Source organism: Paraburkholderia sp. SECH2, assembly GCF_030464795.1.
In the GTDB taxonomy this organism is placed as follows: domain Bacteria; phylum Pseudomonadota; class Gammaproteobacteria; order Burkholderiales; family Burkholderiaceae; genus Paraburkholderia; species Paraburkholderia aspalathi.
Map to the genome: position 1 here is coordinate 240,624 of NZ_JALPRH010000005.1, position 19,599 is coordinate 260,222.

Below are 19,599 nucleotides of genomic sequence, written 5' to 3' on the forward strand. Positions count from 1 at the left end.
ATAGACTGAATGGCTCAGCGCAGGCTGATGGTCGTGTTGACGCCGTCGTTGACGGTGTCGTCGTCGAACCAGCGGGCGGTAACCGTCTTGGTCTGCGTGTAGAACTGCACAACCTGTTTACCGTACGGCCCGAGGTCGCCGAGTTTCGAGCCGCGTGAGCCGGTGAAACTGAAGAACGGCACGGGCACCGGAATCGGAATGTTGATACCGACCTGACCGATATCGATCTCGCTCTGGAACTTGCGCGCCGCCGCGCCGCTTTGCGTGAAAAGACCCACGCCGTTGCCGAACGGATTGCTGTTGACGAGCGCGATCGCGTCATCGAGCGTCGCGGCATTCAGTACCACCAGCACCGGGCCGAAGATTTCCTGCTTGTAGATTTCCATCTCCGTGGTGACGTCCGTGAAGACCGTCGGGCCGATGAAGTTGCCTTGCTCGTAGCCCGGCACCTTCACATCGCGGCCATCGAGCGCCAGCGTTGCGCCCTCTTTCACGCCTGTTTCGATCAGGCCGAGAATGCGCTGCTTCGCGGCGCGTGAGACGACCGGGCCGACGTCCGTGCCCGGCTCATTGCCCGCGTTGACCTTCAGCGTCTTCGCCTTCGCGACCAGATCGGGCAGCCATTGCTGCGCCGCGCCGACCAGCACGACCACCGAGGTCGCCATGCAACGCTGTCCCGCTGCGCCGAACCCTGCACCGGCCAGCGCATTCAAGGTCTGCTCACGATTCGCGTCGGGCAGCACCACCGCGTGATTCTTTGCGCCCATCATCGATTGCACGCGTTTGCCGTGTTCGCTACCGAGGCGATAAACGTGCGTACCCACCGTGGTCGAGCCGACGAAGGAAATCGCCTTCACCAGATCGTGTGTGCAGAGCGCGTCGACCACGTCCTTGCCGCCATGCACGACATTCAGCACGCCCTTCGGCACACCAGCTTCGAGCGCCAGTTCGACCAGCTGCATCGTCGACATCGGGTCCTGCTCCGAAGGCTTCAGCACGAACGTATTGCCGCAGACGATCGCCATCGGGAACATCCACAACGGGATCATCGCGGGGAAATTGAACGGCGTGATGCCGGCGCATACGCCGATCGGCTGACGCAATGTATAGGTATCCACGCCGCCCGCCACGTTCTCGGCGAACTCACCCTGCTGCAAGGTGCCGATCGAGCAGGCATGCTCGACCACTTCGAGTCCGCGGAAGATATCGCCTTCCGCGTCGGGAATCGTCTTGCCCTGTTCGGCGCTCAAGGTTTTGGCGATACGCGGCGAATGCTCGCGAATCAGCGCCTGGAACTTCAGCATGATGCGCATCCGCGCACCGATCGGCGTGTCCTTCCATGTCTTGAACGCGGTGTGCGCGGAGCGGATCGCTTCGTTCACTTCATCGGCGGTGGCGAACGGCACGCGTGCGAGCACCTCTTGCGTGGCCGGGTTGACGATATCGCGCCATTCGGTGGTTTTGGATTCGACGAATTCACCGTTGATCAGCAGCTTGACGGTGGCGACCTTGTTCGATGCAGTTGCGCTCATGCTGAAACTCCTGTGCGGTGGCCGTGTATCGGCCGGCCAGTGACTGGAAATAAAAATAATCAACGCAGATCCGGGAAGTCTTCTTCCCAATACTCGCCCGGCAGGCGCGCGGGTTCGGCTTCGCGCTCCATTTCGCGGCGCCGCAATTCGACGCGGCGGATCTTGCCGGAGATGGTTTTCGGCAGCTCGCTGAATTGCAGGCGGCGAATCCGCTTGTACGGTGCGAGTTTTTCGCGCGAGAACGCGAAGACCGCACGCGCGAGTTCGGGGCTCGCTTCATAGCCCTGGCGCACGGTGACAAACGCTTTGGGCACCGCCAGACGCAATGCATCGGCGCTCGGCACCACGGCGGCTTCGCCGATCGCTTCGTGTTCGATCAGCACGCTTTCGAGTTCGAAGGGACTCAGCCGGTAATCGGAGGATTTGAAAACGTCATCGGCGCGGCCGACGTAGACATAGTAGCCGTCATCACGGCGCAACGCGACGTCGGAGGTGTGATAGAACCCGTTGCGCATGGCTTGCGCCGTGGCGTTGGCATTGTTCGCGTAGCCGGTCATCAAACCGAGCGGACGTTCGGCCAGAGGCAGCGAGATTTCCCCTTCGGTGACCGGTTGATCGTCCGCATCGAGGAGCTCGATTTTGTAGCCCGGCAGCGGACGGCCCATCGAACCCGGCACAACCGGTTGCCCCGGCGGGTTGCCGATCTGGCAGGTCGTTTCGGTCTGGCCGAAACCGTCGCGTATCGTGATGCCCCACGCATGCTTGACGCGTTCAATGATCTCCGGATTCAACGGCTCGCCCGCGCCGACGATCTCGCGCAGCTTCACCGGATAGTCCGCGAGATGCTCCTGCACGAGCATGCGCCACACAGTAGGCGGTGCGCACAGCGTGGTGACATTGAAACGCACCAGCACGTCGAGCGTGTCTTTCGGCACGAAGCGCGGAAAGTTGAAAACGAACACGCAGGCCTGCGCATTCCACGGCGCGTAGAAGCAGCTCCACGCGTGCTTGGCCCAGCCCGGCGAACTGATGTTCCAATGGATGTCGTTCGGTTGCAGGCCGATCCAATACATCGTCGACAGATGGCCGATCGGGTAGCTCTGATGCGTATGCTCGACCAACTTCGGCTTGGAGGTCGTGCCCGAGGTGAAGTACAGCAGCACCGGATCGGTGGCGTGCGTGACGCCGTCGGGCGTGAATTGCGGCGCTGCGTCATAGGCCGCGGCAAGATCGATCCAGCCGTCGCGCGGCGTGCCAACCGAGATGCGTGTGAGCGGCACGTCGAGTGCGTCGAACTTGGCGAGCTCCGCGCTATCGACCACCACGAACTGCGCGCCGCCGATCTGCACGCGATCGCGCACGTCGTCGGCGGAAAGCTGGGTGGTGGCCGGCAGCACGATCGCGCCGAGCTTCATGGCGGCGAGCATCACGTCCCAGAGTTCGACGCGGTTCGGCAGCATCAGCAGCAAGCGGTCGCCGCGCCCCACGCCGAGACCGCGCAGGAAGTTCGCCATGCGCGACGAGCGCTCCGACATCTGCGCGTAGGAGAGGCGCAGGCCGTCGCTGGCCGGATCGTCGACGATCCACAGCGCCGGGTTGTCGTTGTCGCGCGCGATCACGTCGAAGTAGTCGAGCGCCCAGTTGAACTGGCCCGGCGTCGGCCACGCGAATTCGCGGTAGGCGCGGTCGTAGTCGGTTCGATGGCGCAATAACAGGTCGCGCGCTTCGAGAAAGCCCTTCGCTGCAGTCATCGTCGTCTCCAATTCCATGCTGGTGGCGCGGTATGCGCTCTGATTTTTGCCTGTGCATTTGCCCTGCCGGCAGGCTATTTTGCGCTCAAACGCCGTTTAATTTGCGTTTAGACGTGGCGCGCAATAACCATCCGCTGCACTTCGCTGGTTCCTTCGTAAATCTGCGTGATGCGAGCGTCGCGATAGTGGCGTTCCACCGCGTAGTCCTCGAGATAGCCGTAACCGCCGTGAATCTGGATCGCATTCGAACAGATCTCTTCGGCGAGTTCCGACGCAAACAGCTTGGCCTGTGACGCCTCGGACAAACACGGCTTGCCTTCCGTGCGCAGACGCGCCGCGTGGTGCACGAGCAGACGCGCGGCGTTCAGCCGAGTCGCCATGTCGGCGAGCATATTGGCGATGGTTTGGTGCTCCTTCAGCGCCTTGCCGAACTGCACGCGTTCGTTGGCGTAGAGGCGCGCAGCATCGAATGCGGCCCGCGCAATGCCGACCGCCTGTGCCGCAATTCCGATGCGCCCGCCCTCGAGATTCGACAAGGCGATGCGCAGGCCTTCGCCAGGTTCGCCGAGCAGATTGGCTTCGGGCACCGCGCAATCGTCGAACGAGATCGGGCAGGTATCCGAGGCACGAATGCCGAGCTTGTGCTCGGGCTTGCCGACGTTGAAGCCCGGCGTATCGGTCGGCACGATAAAGGCCGACAGGCCGCGTTTGCCGCGATCGGGATCGGTGACGGCAAACACGATCGCGATGTTCGCGCGTGCCCCGTTGGTCACGAACTGCTTGTTGCCGTTGAGAATCCATTTGCCGTCGCGCAGCACCGCACGGGTGCGCAGATTGTTCGCCTCAGAGCCGGCTTGCGGCTCGGTCAGGCAGAACGCGCCGATGCGCCGGCCCGTGGCGAGGTCTTGCAGATAGCGGTCCTTTTGCGCGTCCGTGCCGAAGTTCAGAATCGGCCCGCAGCCGACCGAGTTGTGCACGCTCATCAGCGTGGCGCAGGCGGCGCAGCCCGCGGCGATCTCCTCGAGGGCGAGCGCATAGGCCACGTAGTCCGTATAGGAACCACCCCACTCGGACGGCACGATCATCCCAAGAAAGCCCAGCTCACCCATTTGCGTCACGACTTCAGAGGGCAGTTTCGCGTCGCGATCCCACTGTCCGGCGTAGGGCGCGAGACGTTCGGTGGCGAAGTCGCGGGCGGCGTCGCGGATCATCCGCTGTTCGTCGGTGTAGAAGCTATCCATGGCTCGATCCTGTTGTATGCATCGCGTCGCAGCGACGAGGCGCTGCTCGTCATTTGCGGCTCATCGCGGGGGGATGACCGGCTTCGCCGTTGTGTCTCCGGGGCGAGGCGTCCCGCGATTGGTTCAGGCCAAGTGTAGGGAAGCTACTGGACAGGTTCGATGCTCAGCCCGATCATTCTGACTGAGCGCATTTGCCATACCGGTATCATACAAACCCGATTCCAACCGCGTTTTCAAAGCCTTAGCGAAGCGCCCCAAGGAAAATGTTGAGCGCATTTGCCAGATAACCATGAAAAACGTGAAAAACGCCAGGGACGACAAGGGCACGATTTCCGTCAGTCTCGTCGAGGAGGCCCTGACGCTGGCGCGAGCGCGCGGGTTCGAGGCGCTGCCGCTCGCCGAAGCCGCCGGCATCGCGGCAACCATGCTGGCGTCGCCGAAAAGCCGGGTCTCGTCGGCGCAGTACGGCGCCCTGTGGGCCGGCATCGCCCGCGCGCTGGACGACGAGTTCTTCGGCCAGGACTCGCACCGCATGAAGAGCGGCAGTTTCATCGCAATGACGCAGACGGCACTGAGCGCGCGCAACGGCGCGCAGGCGCTCGCGCGGGCGATCGGCTTCATGCGGCTCGTGCTGGACGACCTCGGCGCAGAGATCGAAACGGATGCGCGGCGCGTGCGCTTGCGGTTTGTCGAACGCGAAGGTGCAAGACCGCCCGCCATGTTCGCTTATGCGACCTACTTCATCGTGGTTTATGGCCTGCTGTGCTGGCTGGTCGGGCGGCGCATTCCGCTGATCGAGGCGCGCTTTCGCTGCGCCGAACCGCCCGCCGCGCATGAATACCGTCTGATGTTCTGCGACGACATGGCGTTCGATCAAACCGAGTCATACGTCGATCTATCGCCGGCGTTTCTCGAACTGCCTGTGATCCAGACCACGAAGTCGGTCAAGCCGTTCCTGCGCGATGCGCCCGGCAGCTTCATCGTCAAATACCGCAATCCCGGCTCGCTTGCCGCGCGCGTGCGCAAGATGCTGCGCGCGCTGCCGATGGCCGGTTGGCCGGCCGCCGACCAGATGGCGCTGCGCCTGCACGTCGCCGAGGCGACCATGCGGCGGCGTTTGAAACAGGAAGGCTATACCTATCAGTCGATCAAGGACGACTTGCGGCGTGACATCGCAATCGGCGAACTGCAGGACACAGATCGCACGATCGCCGACATCGCCACCGCCGTGGGTTTTGCCGAACCGAGCGCGTTTCATCGCGCGTTTCGCAAGTGGACCGGGATGCGGCCGACCGACTACCGGCCGGCGCGCGCGGATTTCACGCGCCGCGCGGAATCGGACTAAGCTGTAAGGAGCAGGCCAGCCTTTTTGGGGTATCGGCCCGCGCCGGTCGATACCCATCGGCATGGCGCGGCAGCCGTCAGCGATGAGCACGTATCCGCGCCTCCCGTTCCGGCAGTCTGGTCCGCGCTTTGCGCATATCCGTGGCGGAGTCGTGGGCCGGTTGATGCGCGGCATGACCGCGTTCGGCGTACTGTTGGCGCTCGGGTTTGCATTGTGCGAAAACGCGCCGCGGGTTGGAGTCGCCGAGGCCGCCGTCGCGCCGAATAGCGTTGTCGTGATCCCGGTGAACGGCGCGATCAGTCCGGCCAGCGCGGACTTCATCGTGCGCAGCCTGCAGCGCGCCGCCGACGAACGCGCGCAACTCGCCGTGCTGCAACTCGATACGCCCGGCGGACTCGATACCTCGATGCGGCAGATCATCAAGGCGATCCTCGGCTCGCCGGTGCCGGTCGCGACCTTTATCGCCCCGAGTGGCGCGCGAGCGGCGAGCGCAGGTACCTATATCGTCTACGCCAGCCATATTGCGGCGATGGCGCCGGGCACCAATCTCGGTGCGGCTACGCCGATTCAGATGGGTATCGGTGGCGCGGAGCCGCCTGCGGGCGGCGGCGGGATGCCCGGTTTGCCCGGCACTGGAGGCGGCGCCGGCGCGCCAAAGAACGCGCCCGGAACGCAGGCCTCTGGGGATTCGGCGAACCCGGCGTCGCCAGCGAATTCTGCCAACTCAGCGAATTCTGCCAACTCAGCGAATTCTGCCAACTCAGCGAGTGCCGGCAACTCCGCCAGCGCCGCCCTCCCACTCGACACCCAATCCACCGAACTGCGCAAGCAGGTCCACGACGCGGCCGCCTACATCCGCGGCCTCGCGCAAATGCGCGGACGCAACGCCGACTGGGCCGAGCGCGCCGTACGCGAAGCCGTCAGCCTGTCGGCCAGCGAAGCGCTCGCGCAGCACGTGGTCGATCTGAATGCGCGCGACATTCCCGACCTGCTGCGCCAGGTGGACGGCCGCACGATCAACACCAGCCACGGCGACGTCAAACTCAGCACCGCCAACGCGCCGGTGGTCACGCTAGAAGCCGACTGGCGCAGCCAGTTTCTCGCGGTCATCACCGATCCGAACGTCGCGCTGGTTCTTCTGATGATCGGCATGTACGGCCTCTTCTTCGAGTTCGCCAATCCCGGCTTCGTGCTGCCGGGCGTGGTCGGCGCGATCAGTCTGCTGATGGGACTCTTTGCAATGCAGATGCTGCCCGTCAATTACGTCGGACTCGGCCTGATCTTTCTCGGCATCGCATTCCTGATCGGCGAAGCGTTTCTGCCGACCTTCGGCTCGCTCGGCTTCGGCGGCGTAGTCGCGTTCGTGATCGGCGCGTTGATGCTGATCGATACCGACGTGCCCGGTTACGGCATTCCGCTGCCCCTGATCGCGGCGGTGACCGTGTTCAGCGTCGCGTTCGTATTCGGCGTGTCGAGGCTCGCGCTGCGGGCGCGCCGCCGGCCCGTGGTGACAGGCTCGGAAGGACTGATCGGCAGCCTCGGCGTCGTGCTCGACGGCGGCCTGTCGCCGGACGGTGGTCCGCTGCAGGGCGACGCAACAGCAAACGCGGCAGCGGGCGGCACGCTGGCCGGCTGGGCTCAGATACATGGTGAACGCTGGCGGGTGTCCAGCACGGCCCCGGTCGCGGCCGGTCACGCGGTGCGCGTCACGGCGCGCCGCGGACTGACACTGACCGTGGTGCCCGCGGAAGCACAACAACAAGGAGAACGCTCATGATCGGTTTCACATTCGGCTTCAGCAGCATTCTGATTCTGCTGGTGGCCGCGCTGATTGCTTCATCGATACGGATTTTTCGTGAGTACGAACGCGGCGTGGTGTTCATGCTCGGGCGCTTCTGGAAGGTCAAGGGACCGGGACTCGTGCTGATCATCCCGATCGTGCAGCAGGTGGTGCGCATGGATCTGCGCACCGTCGTGTTCGACGTGCCGCCGCAAGACGTGATTACGCGCGACAACGTGTCGGTGAAGGTCAACGCGGTGGTGTATTTCCGCGTCGTCGATCCGGAAAAGGCGGTGATCCAGGTGGCGCGTTATTTCGAGGCGACCAGCCAGTTATCGCAAACCACACTGCGCGCGGTGCTCGGCAAACACGAACTCGATGACCTGCTGGCGGCGCGCGAGCAACTGAACGCCGATATCCAGAAGGTGCTCGATGCACAAACCGACGCGTGGGGCATCAAGGTGGCGATCGTCGAGATCAAGCACGTGGACATCAACGAAACGATGATCCGTGCGATCGCACGTCAGGCCGAAGCCGAGCGCGAACGGCGCGCCAAGGTGATTCACGCAGAAGGCGAATTGCAGGCCTCACAGCATCTGCTGGAGGCAGCGCAGACGCTGTCGAAACAACCGCAGGCGATGCAGTTGCGTTACCTGCAAACTCTCACGACGATCGCCGCCGACAAGAATTCGACGATCGTTTTTCCACTGCCGATCGATCTGCTGAGCGCGGTGCTGGATCGCTTCAGCAAGCCGTCGGCATCCTGAACCGGGGGCGCGCCGCTTCGCGTTTGCCCGCTTTGGATCACGGGGTGAAATGGTGCATTGCCTGCAATCGACTTACTCGGAATGACCATGAAATTTAAAATTTAGGGGTTGTTTTTAACCGCTCCATAGGAGCCAATCATGAAAATCGTCTCTCTCGTTGGACTCGGCGCGTTGTTAGCCGCCGTGAGTATGAGCAGCGCGTTTGCGCAGACCTCGCGGCCTTACGACCCGTCGACGCCGCTAACGCGCGCCCAGGTGAAAGCCGATCTGGCAGCCTGGCGCGCAGCAGGCTACGATCCGCTCGACTGGATCGACTATCCGGACAACGCGCAACGCGCGGGTCGCATCGTCGCCGCGCGGCGAGCGCAGCAGATGGGTGGGAGCACGGCGCAGTAATCCGTCTCATCCTGGCCTTGAAGCGGCGGGCCGGACTGTTCGCGACTGCAAAGGTCGTAGGCGGCGCCGGCCTTGGATGCTCTGCACATCCCTGCTAGAACTGCCTGCCGCGCCCTTTCCCCTCCTGCGCTTTCTTCCTGCCGTTTTAGCCCGAATCGTTCCAATTCACTCCTCCCCACCAGATTCCGCCTGTCCCCACGCCCCCGCAAGCCCACCGTTTCCAGCCGCAACATCGTAAATTCGCTTGCCGCACCGCCCCGCGCGCTGGCAAGGTATCATCTCGCCCCTTCGGCACAGCCCACAGTCACGCAACTCACGCAACTCACGCAAACCGGTGCGCCGCCAATCATGACTACAATCCGCCCGTAGGCTTCGCCGCGTAGTGCATCGGTGCCGTGTCGGACGGCACAGTCGCCCGCTTATTCGCGACGCATTGCCCGTATCAACCACAAGAAACGCTTTTGAACAACGAGAGACCCGCCTCATGGACTCCATAAAACGATACTTCGGCTTCGAAGCCGCCGGCACCAACCTGCGCACCGAGGTGCTCGCTGGGCTAACCACCTTCCTGACGATGGCCTACATCATCTTCGTCAACCCGGCGATTCTCGGCGACGCCGGCATGCCGAAGGACGCGGTGTTCGTCGCGACCTGCATCGTGGCCTCACTGGCCTCGCTGATCATGGGTCTCTACGCCAACTACCCGATTGCGCTCGCGCCCGGCATGGGTCTGAATGCGTACTTCGCGTACACCGTCGTGAAAGGCATGGGCTTCACGTGGCAAGCGGCGCTCGGCGCGGTATTCATCTCCGGCTGCCTGTTCATGATCGTCACGCTGTTTCGCGTGCGCGAGGTGATCGTGAACGGAATTCCGCATTCCATACGCATTGCCATCACCGGCGGCATCGGCCTCTTTCTCGCGATCATTTCGCTGAAGTCGGCCGGTGTGGTGGTCGGCAATCCGGCCACGCTCGTCACGCTCGGCGATCTGCATAACCCGCACGTGATCCTCGCGGTGATCGGCTTCTTCGCGATCGTCACGCTCGACTATCTGCGGGTGCGCGGCGCGATCCTGATCGGCATTGTCGGCGTGACGGTGCTGAGCTTTTTCTTCGGCGGCAATCAGTTTCACGGCATCGTTTCCGCGCCGCCGTCAATTGCACCGACGCTGTTCCAGCTCGACATTCGCGGCGCGCTCTCCGGCGGCGTGCTGAACGTGATCCTGGTGTTTTTCCTCGTCGAACTGTTCGACGCGACCGGTACGCTGATGGGCGTGGCCAATCGCGCCGGGCTGCTGGTCGAAGGCAAGATGTTCCGGCTTAACCGCGCGCTGCTCGCTGACAGCACGGCGATTCTGGCCGGCTCGATGCTGGGCACCTCGTCGACCACGGCGTATATCGAAAGCGCGTCGGGCGTGCAGGCCGGCGGTCGCACGGGCGTGACCGCGATCACCGTCGCCGTGCTGTTCCTCGCGGCGCTGTTTTTTGCGCCGCTGGCGGGTGTGGTGCCCGGCTACGCAACGGCGCCGGCCCTGTTGTACGTGTCCTGCCTGATGCTGCGCGAAATGCTCGATCTGCCGTGGGACGACGCCACTGAAGTCGTGCCGGCCGCCCTGACCGCCCTGTTGATGCCCTTCACCTACTCGATCGCCAATGGCGTGGCGTTCGGCTTCATCTCGTATGCCGGTCTGAAACTGCTGACCGGACAGGCGCGCAAAGTGAAACTGGTGGTGTGGATCATCGCGGCGATTTTCCTGTTCCGCTATTTCTACCTCGGCAGCGAATAAGCTGCGGCGGCAATTGACGTGAAGGCACGGGAGTGAAAGCGCAGGACAACACCTGACACGGCGTGGCATGACGATGCTCGATGCCATGTCAGGCAACGCGTCGCAGCCTGACTGAAATCACTGCGGCATCGTCGCCGCGTCGGTCACGGTTCGGTCTGGATCAACAATCATTTTATTGATGGGACCCGTTCTGGTCGGGCACCCTTTATCATCTGATGATTGATAAAAACCAACGAACCGGTCACGGGAGTTCCCTGCATGTCTTCTTACAGCCACAGCCGCGCCACGGACCGTTATACGTCGCCCGCCATCTTTTTCCACTGGGCGATCTTTCTGCTGATCGCGCTCGCTTATCTGGCAATCGAAATCCGCGGACCGAAAGGCTCCGACAGCCGGGTCTTCTGGAGCAGCGTGCATTTCTGGGCCGGTACCCTCGTGCTGGGACTGGCGGTCCTGCGCGTGCTATGGCGTCTGTGGGCCCGCGCGCCCGCGGAAATCGAAGGCAATCGCCTGCTCGCCTTTCTGGCGCGGGCTGCACATCTCGCCCTGTACATTTTTATCTTCGCGCAGCCGCTGCTGGGCATCCTGATGATCAACACAGGCGGCCATCCAGTCACGCTCGCCTGGGCCAACTTCAGCTTCACATTGGTCGGCGCGGATCCGCTTGCGCGGCCATTGCTCAAGACCGCGCACGAGTGGCTCGGCAATGCGTTTTACTGGGTGATCGGATTACACGCGCTTGCGGCAATTGCGCATCACGTGGTGTTCAAGGATCGGACGCTGCGGCGGATGGTTTGATCGGTTTCCAGTCTTCGGCGCTTGCGTTTGCAGTATCTCCAACTTACAGCCGCACGAGCGCAGACCTGAGCGGCGCGAATGGCCGCGGCCAGTTGTTGACCCGTTGAGATGCGGACGCCGCGCCTGGGTTTGCGTCTCGTGTTGCTCTTGCGCGGCTGATTCTGCTTTCCTGCTCTACCCGCTCGTTGGGCTTACTTTTGGGCTTACTTTTGGACTGACTTCCGCGCTCTTTTCCGGGCTGACGCCGGTCAGGCGCGGATTCGCTCAGTTCCGCCAGTTCGCTTCATAGAAGCGCACGTAGCCGCTTCTCAGCACCAGGCATTGCGCTCGCGTTTCCGATAGCAGGCGCCGTGTGGCCGCTTCGATCCGGGCCCGGTGTGCGTCGAATGCATCGACCATGTCCTCCAGACGCGGCGATGCGGCACCAAAGTGATCTTCCAGCGCCTCAGCGGTGATCATGCACTCCACCCTTTGCCCATCAACCATCGCCGGGAACGCCAAGGTAAGTTCGCGACCTGAATATTCAGGAGTTTCGTTCGGGAATAGGATCTGCATGGGAGTTCACCTGAAAGGTTGGGTGCTGCGCATGGGTCGATTGGTACTGCGCACGCTGGTTAAGACTGGTCGCACCTGCAGCGCGTGTCCCCCTTTTCGAATGCTGATGGCGCGGGTCCGTCACCCCATAGTTTCGCGAGCGCCGTACTTCGCGCCCCGCGGAGGTGATTTGATTCACTGTAGACGAGTTCGGCCACTGCGCAAGTTTTCCTTTTTGTTTGCTTGATTTTGGTGCCTGACGTGGTCTTTTGAGGCACTTTTTCTCTCCCGCGCGACCTAGTTTTATTCATGCTGCGCGGCTTTCGCCAGGCTCCTGTTTCGTCCTGTAATATCGGTGTTCGGCCGCAGACGCGTATGTTGCACTGCGGAACGCAACGGCAGGCAACGCACCCGCCGGGTCCGATAACCGGAGACATGCTTTGAGCCATCGTTCTGCCACGCCGCCCACCGTTGGTCGGCCAGACGTCATCGCGCAAGCTCATGCCCGCTCGCTCGAAGTCGGCCTGCGAGCGTCGGAAACGCCGGACTTCCATCCGCTGCGCCGCCCCGCCCTGCGTGAACTCCTCGAACGAAACCAGTCGCTCTATACCCACGCGCTCCCCGTCATGGAGACGCTGCACGCGCAGATCGTCGACACGCAAAGCATGGTGCTGCTCACCGACAATCACGGCGTGATTCTCCACAGTCTCGGTGATAGCGACTTTGTCGAAAAAGCCAATCGCGTCGCGTTGTGCCCGGGCGTGTCATGGGCCGAAGCGGATCGCGGCACGAACGCGATCGGCACCGCCCTGATCGACGGGCAGCCGACTGTCGTGCATGCCGGCGAGCACTTCCTCCATGCGAACCGGATTCTCACCTGTTCGTGCGCGCCCATCGCTGATCCGTTCGGGCGCACCATCGGCGCGCTGGACGTCAGTGGCGACACGCGCGGCTTCCACAAGCACACGCTTGCGCTCGTGCGGATGTCGGCGCAGATGATCGAAAATCATCTGTTCTCCAATCAATTCGTCGATGCCATTCGCATTCACTTTCACGCACGTGCTGAATTTATCGGCACGCTGTACGAAGGGCTCGCGGCGTTCGCGCCGGACGGCACCTTCCTGTCCGCGAATCGCAGCGCACTGTTTCAATTCGGGCAGCCGCTTGGCGAGCTGTTACGGCAACCGTTCGACGCGCTGTTCGGGGTCACCTTTGCGAGAGTGTTGCAGCAGATCGCCCGCGCACCAGGCGAAAGCATCGAGCTGACGCTGCCGAGCGGCGTGCGTGTGATCGCACGCGGCGAATTTGCGGCGCCACGTTATGTTGGTTCATCAGAAGGCTTTGCTGACGTAACGCGTACGGCCATGTCCAGCGGCGCGCGTGCTGCGGCTCAGTCCTGCGAGGTGGCACCGCTCGCCACACTTGAAACGCTCGATACCGGCGATGCGGCGGTCGCGGCGATCCTGCGACGAGTCGCAAAGCTGCGCGGACGCGATATTCCCATTCTCGTGCTCGGCAAAACCGGTACCGGCAAGGAATGGCTCGCCCGCGCGATCCATCACGATTCGCCGCGGCGGCATGCGCCCTTCGTCGCACTGAATTGCGCATCGTTGCCCGACACGCTGATCGAGGCAGAGTTGTTCGGCTATGAAGACGGCGCGTTCACCGGCGCGAAGAAACGCGGCAGCGTCGGCAAGATCGTGCAGGCCGATGGCGGGACGCTGTTTCTCGACGAAATCGGCGACATGCCGCTCGCCCAGCAAGTGCGCCTGATGCGCGTGTTGCAGGAGCGCACCGTTGTGCCGCTGGGCGGCACGCGGGCGATTCCGGTCGATCTGCGCATTGTCTGCGCAACTCACCGCAACCTGCGCGAGATGATCGAAGCCGGCACCTTCCGCGAAGACCTGTATTACCGGATCAACGGGCTCGTCGTCACCTTGCCGGCGCTGCGCGAGCGCAGCGATCTGGCGACGCTCGTCGAACGCATGCTGGCATTGCAGCCGGATGGCGAGCGGTTACCGCGTCGCGTGTCCGATGAGGTGCTGGAACGCTTTGCGCAATGCCGCTGGCCAGGCAATCTGCGGCAATTGGCCAACGTGCTGCGCACCGCCAGCATCATGGCCGAAGGCGCGCAGCAGATCGAACTCGAGGATTTGCCGGAGGATTTTCTGCAGGATTGCGAGGCTTCGCCGGTCAACGTCCGCGCCCAGGCGCACGGGGCGCTGCCGGACAACGTCAATGGCAATGGCGGCAACGGACGCGACAAGCCAGCAGCCGAGCCCGCGAATGCGTCGCCCGCGCGGATGGAGGAATGGCAGACCACATTGATTGCGCAAACGCTCGCGCGACTCGACGGTAATGTGTCGGCAGCGGCACGCGAGTTGGGGCTTGCGCGAAATACGGTGTATCGGTATCTGCGGCGTGGAAACACGACGCATTGAAATGGCGGCGCCGGAGCCTGGGCGTTTGGTGTGAACGTGTAAAGTGTGGCGCAATCCGTCACCGATTCACACGATGTCCGACTCTACCCGCCCACCTCTCGTTCGTGTCGAGCCGCTCGGCCAAAGCTTCGAAGCGCCCGATTCGCTGACGATCCTTGAAGCCGCCGGCTTTGCGAATCTGCGTCTGCCGCGCTCGTGCCGCAACGGCACATGCCGCACCTGCCTATGCAAAATGACGTCGGGACGCGTGCGCTACACGATCGAATGGCCGGGTCTTAGCCGGGAAGAGAAAGCGGAAGGCTACATCCTGCCGTGTGTGGCGATCGCGGAAACGGACGTGGTGATCGAGGCGCCGGACGCGGTCGAAATCTAGCAGCGCGTGGACTACGCCTCGCGCCGCCCGCATCGCATTCGGCCTTACCGACCGTTGCCCATCGCCCGGGCGATTTTCTTGTCGGTGTTGTACTGACTCAGCGCATACACCGACCAGATCGCGGCCGGGATCCAGCCGATCAGCGTGATCTGCAGGATCAGGCAGATGATGCCGGCAAAAGGCCGGCCGATCGTGAAGAACTGAAACCACGGCAGAATGATGGCAAGCAAAAGACGCATTCAGATTTCCTGTTTGTATTGATCTGGCGGCACACGTTCTTCGAGCGCAAACGTGATGACGATAACGATTGCCTGAACGGGGCAGCCTAGTTGATCGGTGCGAAGCGCGGCACCTCGGTGCCGTCGACTTCGACCAGCTCGAAAAACACCGAAGCCGGACGGGTCCAGATCGTACCATTGCTGGCTTTGTAGACGATCATCGTGACAGTCGGATCCGACTCGAGCGTGGCCTCGCAAACCAGTTCGTAAATGCCGCCTTTGTAGTGTCGATAACGCACCATTCAACTACTCCTGTCCCAGTCAACGGAATCTTTTATAAACGGGCCGACGTCCTCCGAAGCAGAGCACGTGGTTTTATTGCGGCTGTCATTGTAAACCTGTGCTGGACCGCGAAAGATCACTGATGCAGGCTTACGCTGTCGCCAACACTTGCAGAGAAACCTTCGCCCGGCGCATTTCGACGCGTGCCCAGGCCGTGGCATGTGCATGCGCTCAATCTTTTGACGTGACACCCAAGAGGACAATGATGACTCTCGCGATCGCAACCGCCACCTCGGACGCAGATTCACCCAACTATGTCGTCAAAATCGATGCAGGCACACATAGCCTGCTCGGCGATGAAGGGCCGCGCGAAGGGGGGCAGGATAGCGGCCCGGCTCCCTTCGAATTCGTCCTTTCGGGTCTCGCGGCCTGCACCGCGGCAACGCTCAGGATGTACATGCAGAAGAAAGCATGGCCGGGCGGCCGGATCAAGGTCGACACGCAACTGCACGTGGAGCGCGAAGGCGGTCAATACATTCGGCGCACCGTATCCGTCGATGGGCCTCTCGACGATAGCCAGCGCAAGCGCCTTGGCGAGATCTGCGAGAAGACGCCGGTCACCCTGTTCATCAAGCGGGGAACACGAATCGACACGACGATGCAGTGGTGAGGCGGCCCACGATCTTTCCATTATTTTTGAAAATGATTCAAAAGGCACCCCAATTATCAAAAAACGCTCCAGCTCGCACAATGCGTCACGTCCTCAGAACAGTCCGGCGATCAAAAGCATCGAGTATCGATGCTTTTGACGGGCAACCTTAGATGGCGCACGCAACGCTAATGCAGGCTCACCCCGCAGCAAGGAGCAGAACATGTTTGTCTATCGCGGCTCGACCGCCCTGATTACCGGAGCCTCAAAAGGGCTCGGCAAGGTCTTTGCGGAAACGCTGGCCGCGCGTGGCATGAACCTTGTGTTGGTCGCCCGCTCGGCTGACACATTGCAGGTTCTGGCTGAGGGACTTTCCGCCAGACACGGCGTGCAAACCGTTGCGCTCAATATCGACTTGAGCCATCCCGACGCCGCCCTCCAGATCGGCGAGGAACTCGAGCGCCGCGACATTCAGGTCGATCTGCTCGTCAACAATGCGGGGCTAGGTCTGACCGGCAGTTTCCTCTCGCACGATCCGACGAAAGAGCAGTCGCAGATTCAGGTCAATGTCCAGGCGCTCGTCGCTCTCAGTCATCGGTTTGGCAGCGGTATGGCGAAGCGCGGCAGGGGCGGCATCATCAACCTCGCATCCAACGCGAGCTTTCAGCCCCTCCCGCATATGGCCACTTACGCGGCGACCAAGGCCTTCGTCCTGTTCTTCAGCGAGGCGCTGCAATTCGAACTCGTCGGCACGGGCGTGCATGTGATGGCCGCCTGTCCGGGACCTACGGCAACGAGCTTCTTCGAAGGCGTGTCGACCAATGTGTCGCCGAAAGACATGGACAGCTCGGAGTCCGTCGTTCAGGAAACGCTCAAGGCCTTCGATAAACGAAAAGCGGTTGCGTATCCTGGACGGACCAGCGTACGCGCTGCGACCTTGCTGTCACGCTTGCTTCCCAGGGGGCTTGTGGTCCGCGTCGCCGCCATGGCGAGCGGCAAAATGGGGCTGCATAGCTAAACGCAGCGGTTCTTCACGCGGTGCGGGCGTAGTCTCCTGGGCGCATCGGCCCACTGCCGGGCCCGGCGCTGGGCAGCGCTAGCCCACTACGATTTGCGGACCGTCAGCCGCCCTCTTTCATCTGCTTCAGAATCTTATAGACGGTAGCGCGGCCCATCGTTAGCACAGCGGCCACGTAGTTGGCTGAACTACGGCCGCGAAACGCGCCCTGCGCATGCAGCGCCTCGACGATTTCCCGTTTGTGTTCGCGCGTGAGTGCATTGATGCCGATTTGCCGCTCGCGCAGCCAGGTGTGCAGGAACGTGTTGATGCGGTCCTGCCAGTCGTCGCGGAACAGTTCCTCCGCGGGCGCGTCCGTCAGACTGCCGCCTTTGATGAACAGATCGAGCGTGGAGCGCACATCTTCAAACACCGCGATGTTGAAGTTCACGCACAGCATGCCGGCCGGCTTGCCCTCGTCGTCGAACAGGATGTTGCTCACGCAGCGCATGCGGCGACCGTCCCAGTTGAGCTTCTCGTATGGCCCGATCGTCCGGCCGCGTGCCGCGTAGTGGACTTCGTCGAGCACCGAAGGGCCACCGACTTCGAGCTTCGACAGATTGTTCACGAGATACGCGATGGTCTGATCGCGCAGGTCGTGAATCACGACTTCGGCACACGGATAGAACAAGGCCGCGATGCCGTCTGCAATGGGTGCGTAGCGGTCCAGCAGCAGGTCTTTCACAGGAGAGACGGTTGAGTTGCGCATTGAGAAATCGCAGTGTTCCAGAGAGGCGCCGTCGCTTTAGCCTGATTGAGCTAAAAGGGACACCGAGGTTATGGCCGGCAGGCGAGGCAAGCACAACAATGCCGCAAGCCGTGCGCTGCAACTCGCCATTGTAACGACCCCAATCGCCAGCGACGACCGTAGCGGCACGGGGCCAACGCAGCCGTTATTTTATTGCGGGGCCGCATCACTCGCGGGGCCTTGATGGGGGCTCGGCGGCATACTGCCGCCCCTTCCAGTTGTTGCATCCGCACCCAGGGATTTTTGTTCGCTTGGCGTGCGATTTTTTTTCGTGCGATAAAAGAAGCAACTATTTCACGGAGCAACAGATGGCCACGCTCGAAGCGTTTCGCGCCGTGCTCGATGACGAAGGCACGCCTGAAATCATCCGCAATCACATCATCGATTCGCTGCAATACACGCTGCGCAATCACGGACAGATTTTTACCTCGAAGGAAGTCGAATGGCTCGCCGGCTGGGATGATGCGCGCATTCCGCTCGCCGCTTCACGCGAGCTGCAAAAGCGCGTCGCCGAAACCACCCGCTGAAACTCACCCGCCTTCACCCTCACGGCGCGACCTCACACCCGGCGTGCCGCTCATGCCCCGGCGCGCCGTTCGCGGCAGCTCTTTTTCGCCCAAAGCCCCGCCGGCTGGGCGGTTTGCCCGCGCGCGGAACTTTTTGCTATCCAATTAGCCCCATTTAGTGCATCATATTGGAATAGCTGTATTCCGCATCCGCCCTATTAGGGATACAGCGCGGAAATACAAGCGGCAGTATCAAGCACAGTATCAATCGGCGTCTCCGCACCACCCCCGACTGTTCGACCGCTGCGTGTCAGCGATCCCGTCACTCCGGCAATGCGCCGCCTGCATTCGCCGTCGCGAGTTGTGCAGCTGAGTGGTTCAGCTTTTACGCGCCCGGTGTCTGCGCGACATCAGCGTGTTTCTTCTCCATCGAATCCGCGATTTTGCGCGGCCGCGCTCATGCCCTTGCCATCGGGCCTGTGCCAACCTTTTTCCATGGCGGCGCGCCCCAAGGTGCTGCGCTGCCGGGTCTGTCGTGCCGCGCGTAACACGCGTGACACGGCGACCACGTAATACAGGACACGTGCTTCATGAATTCAGTTGTCAAGACGTACAAGGGTTATGAAATTCACCCGCTCGTCTATCCGCGCCGCCCGGCGGACGGTCAGACGGGCCGCAATCCGGACGCAGGTTACGACGCGTCGGTGCGCATCTGCCGCGTGGGCGCCAATCCGGCAGCCGACGGGCGTGTGTTCCGTCTGCAGTATCTGTTTCCGTTCGACGGCACGGGCAAGGCGCGCATTGCGTGCATGGCCCACGCCGAGCAATTGATTGACGGCCGTGTAGACGGCCAGTCCGTCGCCGATCTTTGAGCGGTACTATCAGCGAATCAGCTGGTGCCGCAGCAGCTGGCCTGAAAGCCGACTGCCAACCGTATCAGATGTTGCGCCATGCTTAACCGCGCGGCCAACACCCACTTATCCCATCGACCAGGAGTTATGCATGGCGAAAGAAGAACTGCTTGAACTTGACGGTATCGTCGACGAAGTACTTCCGGACAGTCGTTACCGCGTGACGCTCGACAACGGCGTCGTGGTTGGCGCTTACGCGTCCGGACGCATGCGCAAGAATCACATCCGTATTCTCGCGGGCGACCGCGTGACGCTGGAACTGTCGGTTTACGATCTGACCAAAGGCCGGATCAATTTCCGTCACAAAGACGAGCGCGCCACCGGTGGCGGCGGCGCACGCAATACGCAATTCCGTCGCCGTTAAGGCTGGCGGCACGCTGACCGTTTCCTGAGTTGTTTCATGACCGGTCCGGGCGTGGTCAATTGTTGTTATCTGGTTGTTCGCGAAGCCTTTCGCGCGCCTTCTCCGGCTTGATTCGTTGAC

The 19,599-nt window shown here is 62.3% G+C and carries 20 protein-coding genes; 13 read left to right on the forward strand and 7 right to left on the reverse strand.

Annotated elements, in window-relative coordinates:
• Nucleotides 1-14: 14 nt before the first annotated feature.
• From M0D66_RS12170 to M0D66_RS12180, 3 genes are all read right to left on the reverse strand, one after another.
• Complete coding sequence (locus M0D66_RS12170; RefSeq protein WP_211706946.1) at nt 15-1,532, reverse strand: CoA-acylating methylmalonate-semialdehyde dehydrogenase; 1,518 nt, start codon at nt 1,530-1,532, stop codon at nt 15-17.
• A gap of 59 nt (nt 1,533-1,591) precedes the next feature.
• The gene (locus M0D66_RS12175) at nt 1,592-3,283 is read right to left on the reverse strand and encodes an AMP-binding protein (protein WP_211706947.1); all 1,692 of its coding nucleotides are present in this window, start codon (nt 3,281-3,283) and stop codon (nt 1,592-1,594) included.
• Nucleotides 3,284-3,390: 107 nt separating this feature from the next.
• A complete protein-coding gene (locus M0D66_RS12180; protein ID WP_093635962.1) occupies nt 3,391-4,524 on the reverse strand; it encodes an acyl-CoA dehydrogenase in 1,134 nt (377 codons plus the stop codon).
• A 289-nt stretch (nt 4,525-4,813) separates the two neighbouring features.
• Between M0D66_RS12180 and M0D66_RS12185 the strand changes: the two genes are divergently transcribed.
• From M0D66_RS12185 to M0D66_RS12210, 6 genes are all read left to right on the forward strand, one after another.
• Complete coding sequence (locus tag M0D66_RS12185; RefSeq protein ID WP_093635964.1) at nt 4,814-5,869, forward strand: AraC family transcriptional regulator; 1,056 nt, start codon at nt 4,814-4,816, stop codon at nt 5,867-5,869.
• Between the two features lie 82 nt (nt 5,870-5,951).
• Nucleotides 5,952-7,646, forward strand: coding sequence for a nodulation protein NfeD (locus tag M0D66_RS12190; protein WP_211706948.1), 1,695 nt, complete (start codon nt 5,952-5,954; stop codon nt 7,644-7,646).
• A complete protein-coding gene (locus M0D66_RS12195; protein ID WP_054036028.1) occupies nt 7,643-8,416 on the forward strand; it encodes a slipin family protein in 774 nt (257 codons plus the stop codon). Before M0D66_RS12190 ends, M0D66_RS12195 begins: the two co-directional genes overlap by 4 nt.
• 138 nt (nt 8,417-8,554) lie before the next feature.
• Complete coding sequence (locus M0D66_RS12200) at nt 8,555-8,812, forward strand: DUF4148 domain-containing protein (protein WP_093635970.1); 258 nt, start codon at nt 8,555-8,557, stop codon at nt 8,810-8,812.
• A gap of 484 nt (nt 8,813-9,296) precedes the next feature.
• A complete protein-coding gene (locus tag M0D66_RS12205; RefSeq protein WP_211706949.1) occupies nt 9,297-10,598 on the forward strand; it encodes an NCS2 family permease in 1,302 nt (433 codons plus the stop codon).
• A 258-nt stretch (nt 10,599-10,856) separates the two neighbouring features.
• A complete protein-coding gene (locus M0D66_RS12210; protein ID WP_093635975.1) occupies nt 10,857-11,396 on the forward strand; it encodes a cytochrome b in 540 nt (179 codons plus the stop codon).
• Nucleotides 11,397-11,660: 264 nt separating this feature from the next.
• Here M0D66_RS12210 and M0D66_RS12215 read toward each other — a convergent pair whose 3' ends face one another.
• Nucleotides 11,661-11,951 (reverse strand): DUF1488 domain-containing protein, encoded by a 291-nt coding sequence (locus tag M0D66_RS12215; protein WP_074287282.1) that lies wholly within the window; start codon nt 11,949-11,951, stop codon nt 11,661-11,663.
• Nucleotides 11,952-12,370: 419 nt separating this feature from the next.
• Here M0D66_RS12215 and M0D66_RS12220 point away from each other — a divergent pair, with 419 nt between their 5' ends.
• Nucleotides 12,371-14,371 carry a sigma-54-dependent Fis family transcriptional regulator gene (locus M0D66_RS12220; RefSeq protein WP_211706950.1) on the forward strand — a complete coding sequence of 667 codons (2,001 nt, stop codon included), beginning with the start codon at nt 12,371-12,373 and terminating at the stop codon, nt 14,369-14,371.
• A gap of 73 nt (nt 14,372-14,444) precedes the next feature.
• Nucleotides 14,445-14,744 carry a 2Fe-2S iron-sulfur cluster-binding protein gene (locus M0D66_RS12225; protein ID WP_200620575.1) on the forward strand — a complete coding sequence of 100 codons (300 nt, stop codon included), beginning with the start codon at nt 14,445-14,447 and terminating at the stop codon, nt 14,742-14,744.
• A gap of 44 nt (nt 14,745-14,788) precedes the next feature.
• Here the strand turns inward: M0D66_RS12225 and M0D66_RS12230 are convergent, their stop codons facing one another.
• Together M0D66_RS12230 and M0D66_RS12235 are read right to left on the reverse strand one after the other, a co-directional pair.
• Nucleotides 14,789-14,983: a YqaE/Pmp3 family membrane protein gene (locus M0D66_RS12230; protein WP_028194701.1), complete on the reverse strand. Its 195-nt coding sequence runs from the start codon at nt 14,981-14,983 to the stop codon at nt 14,789-14,791.
• 86 nt (nt 14,984-15,069) lie between these two features.
• Nucleotides 15,070-15,264 (reverse strand): DUF1653 domain-containing protein, encoded by a 195-nt coding sequence (locus M0D66_RS12235; RefSeq protein ID WP_093635979.1) that lies wholly within the window; start codon nt 15,262-15,264, stop codon nt 15,070-15,072.
• A gap of 245 nt (nt 15,265-15,509) precedes the next feature.
• Here M0D66_RS12235 and M0D66_RS12240 point away from each other — a divergent pair, with 245 nt between their 5' ends.
• Nucleotides 15,510-15,914, forward strand: coding sequence for an OsmC family protein (locus M0D66_RS12240; RefSeq protein ID WP_093636165.1), 405 nt, complete (start codon nt 15,510-15,512; stop codon nt 15,912-15,914).
• A 202-nt stretch (nt 15,915-16,116) separates the two neighbouring features.
• Entirely contained in the window at nt 16,117-16,911 is a 795-nt protein-coding gene (locus tag M0D66_RS12245; protein ID WP_200620573.1) for an SDR family oxidoreductase, read from the forward strand.
• Between the two features lie 103 nt (nt 16,912-17,014).
• On the opposite strand, the gene M0D66_RS12250 is transcribed toward M0D66_RS12245, so the two are convergent.
• Nucleotides 17,015-17,659 carry a transcriptional regulator gene (locus tag M0D66_RS12250; protein ID WP_211706951.1) on the reverse strand — a complete coding sequence of 215 codons (645 nt, stop codon included), beginning with the start codon at nt 17,657-17,659 and terminating at the stop codon, nt 17,015-17,017.
• Between the two features lie 347 nt (nt 17,660-18,006).
• Between M0D66_RS12250 and M0D66_RS12255 the strand changes: the two genes are divergently transcribed.
• From M0D66_RS12255 to infA, 3 genes are all read left to right on the forward strand, one after another.
• Nucleotides 18,007-18,225: a hypothetical protein gene (locus M0D66_RS12255; protein ID WP_028194708.1), complete on the forward strand. Its 219-nt coding sequence runs from the start codon at nt 18,007-18,009 to the stop codon at nt 18,223-18,225.
• A 569-nt stretch (nt 18,226-18,794) separates the two neighbouring features.
• Nucleotides 18,795-19,076 carry a hypothetical protein gene (locus M0D66_RS12260; protein WP_093635985.1) on the forward strand — a complete coding sequence of 94 codons (282 nt, stop codon included), beginning with the start codon at nt 18,795-18,797 and terminating at the stop codon, nt 19,074-19,076.
• Nucleotides 19,077-19,206: 130 nt separating this feature from the next.
• A complete protein-coding gene (infA, locus tag M0D66_RS12265; RefSeq protein ID WP_012427521.1) occupies nt 19,207-19,479 on the forward strand; it encodes a translation initiation factor IF-1 in 273 nt (90 codons plus the stop codon).
• Nucleotides 19,480-19,599 lie beyond the last annotated feature (120 nt).

Bases quoted from the DNA above. Each gene is read 5' to 3' on its own strand.
- M0D66_RS12245 (WP_200620573.1), top strand. From the start codon at position 16,117: ATGTTTGTCTATCGCGGCTCGACCGCCCTGATTACCGGAGCCTCAAAA.
- M0D66_RS12190 (WP_211706948.1), top strand. From the start codon at position 5,952: ATGAGCACGTATCCGCGCCTCCCGTTCCGGCAGTCTGGTCCGCGCTTT.
- M0D66_RS12180 (WP_093635962.1), bottom strand. From the start codon at position 4,524: ATGGATAGCTTCTACACCGACGAACAGCGGATGATCCGCGACGCCGCC.
- M0D66_RS12260 (WP_093635985.1), top strand. From the start codon at position 18,795: ATGAATTCAGTTGTCAAGACGTACAAGGGTTATGAAATTCACCCGCTC.
- M0D66_RS12235 (WP_093635979.1), bottom strand. From the start codon at position 15,264: ATGGTGCGTTATCGACACTACAAAGGCGGCATTTACGAACTGGTTTGC.
- M0D66_RS12230 (WP_028194701.1), bottom strand. From the start codon at position 14,983: ATGCGTCTTTTGCTTGCCATCATTCTGCCGTGGTTTCAGTTCTTCACG.
- M0D66_RS12240 (WP_093636165.1), top strand. From the start codon at position 15,510: ATGACTCTCGCGATCGCAACCGCCACCTCGGACGCAGATTCACCCAAC.
- M0D66_RS12250 (WP_211706951.1), bottom strand. From the start codon at position 17,659: ATGCGCAACTCAACCGTCTCTCCTGTGAAAGACCTGCTGCTGGACCGC.
- M0D66_RS12205 (WP_211706949.1), top strand. From the start codon at position 9,297: ATGGACTCCATAAAACGATACTTCGGCTTCGAAGCCGCCGGCACCAAC.
- M0D66_RS12195 (WP_054036028.1), top strand. From the start codon at position 7,643: ATGATCGGTTTCACATTCGGCTTCAGCAGCATTCTGATTCTGCTGGTG.
- M0D66_RS12175 (WP_211706947.1), bottom strand. From the start codon at position 3,283: ATGACTGCAGCGAAGGGCTTTCTCGAAGCGCGCGACCTGTTATTGCGC.
- M0D66_RS12185 (WP_093635964.1), top strand. From the start codon at position 4,814: ATGAAAAACGTGAAAAACGCCAGGGACGACAAGGGCACGATTTCCGTC.
- M0D66_RS12200 (WP_093635970.1), top strand. From the start codon at position 8,555: ATGAAAATCGTCTCTCTCGTTGGACTCGGCGCGTTGTTAGCCGCCGTG.
- infA (WP_012427521.1), top strand. From the start codon at position 19,207: ATGGCGAAAGAAGAACTGCTTGAACTTGACGGTATCGTCGACGAAGTA.
- M0D66_RS12255 (WP_028194708.1), top strand. From the start codon at position 18,007: ATGGCCACGCTCGAAGCGTTTCGCGCCGTGCTCGATGACGAAGGCACG.
- M0D66_RS12225 (WP_200620575.1), top strand. From the start codon at position 14,445: ATGTCCGACTCTACCCGCCCACCTCTCGTTCGTGTCGAGCCGCTCGGC.
- M0D66_RS12210 (WP_093635975.1), top strand. From the start codon at position 10,857: ATGTCTTCTTACAGCCACAGCCGCGCCACGGACCGTTATACGTCGCCC.
- M0D66_RS12170 (WP_211706946.1), bottom strand. From the start codon at position 1,532: ATGAGCGCAACTGCATCGAACAAGGTCGCCACCGTCAAGCTGCTGATC.
- M0D66_RS12215 (WP_074287282.1), bottom strand. From the start codon at position 11,951: ATGCAGATCCTATTCCCGAACGAAACTCCTGAATATTCAGGTCGCGAA.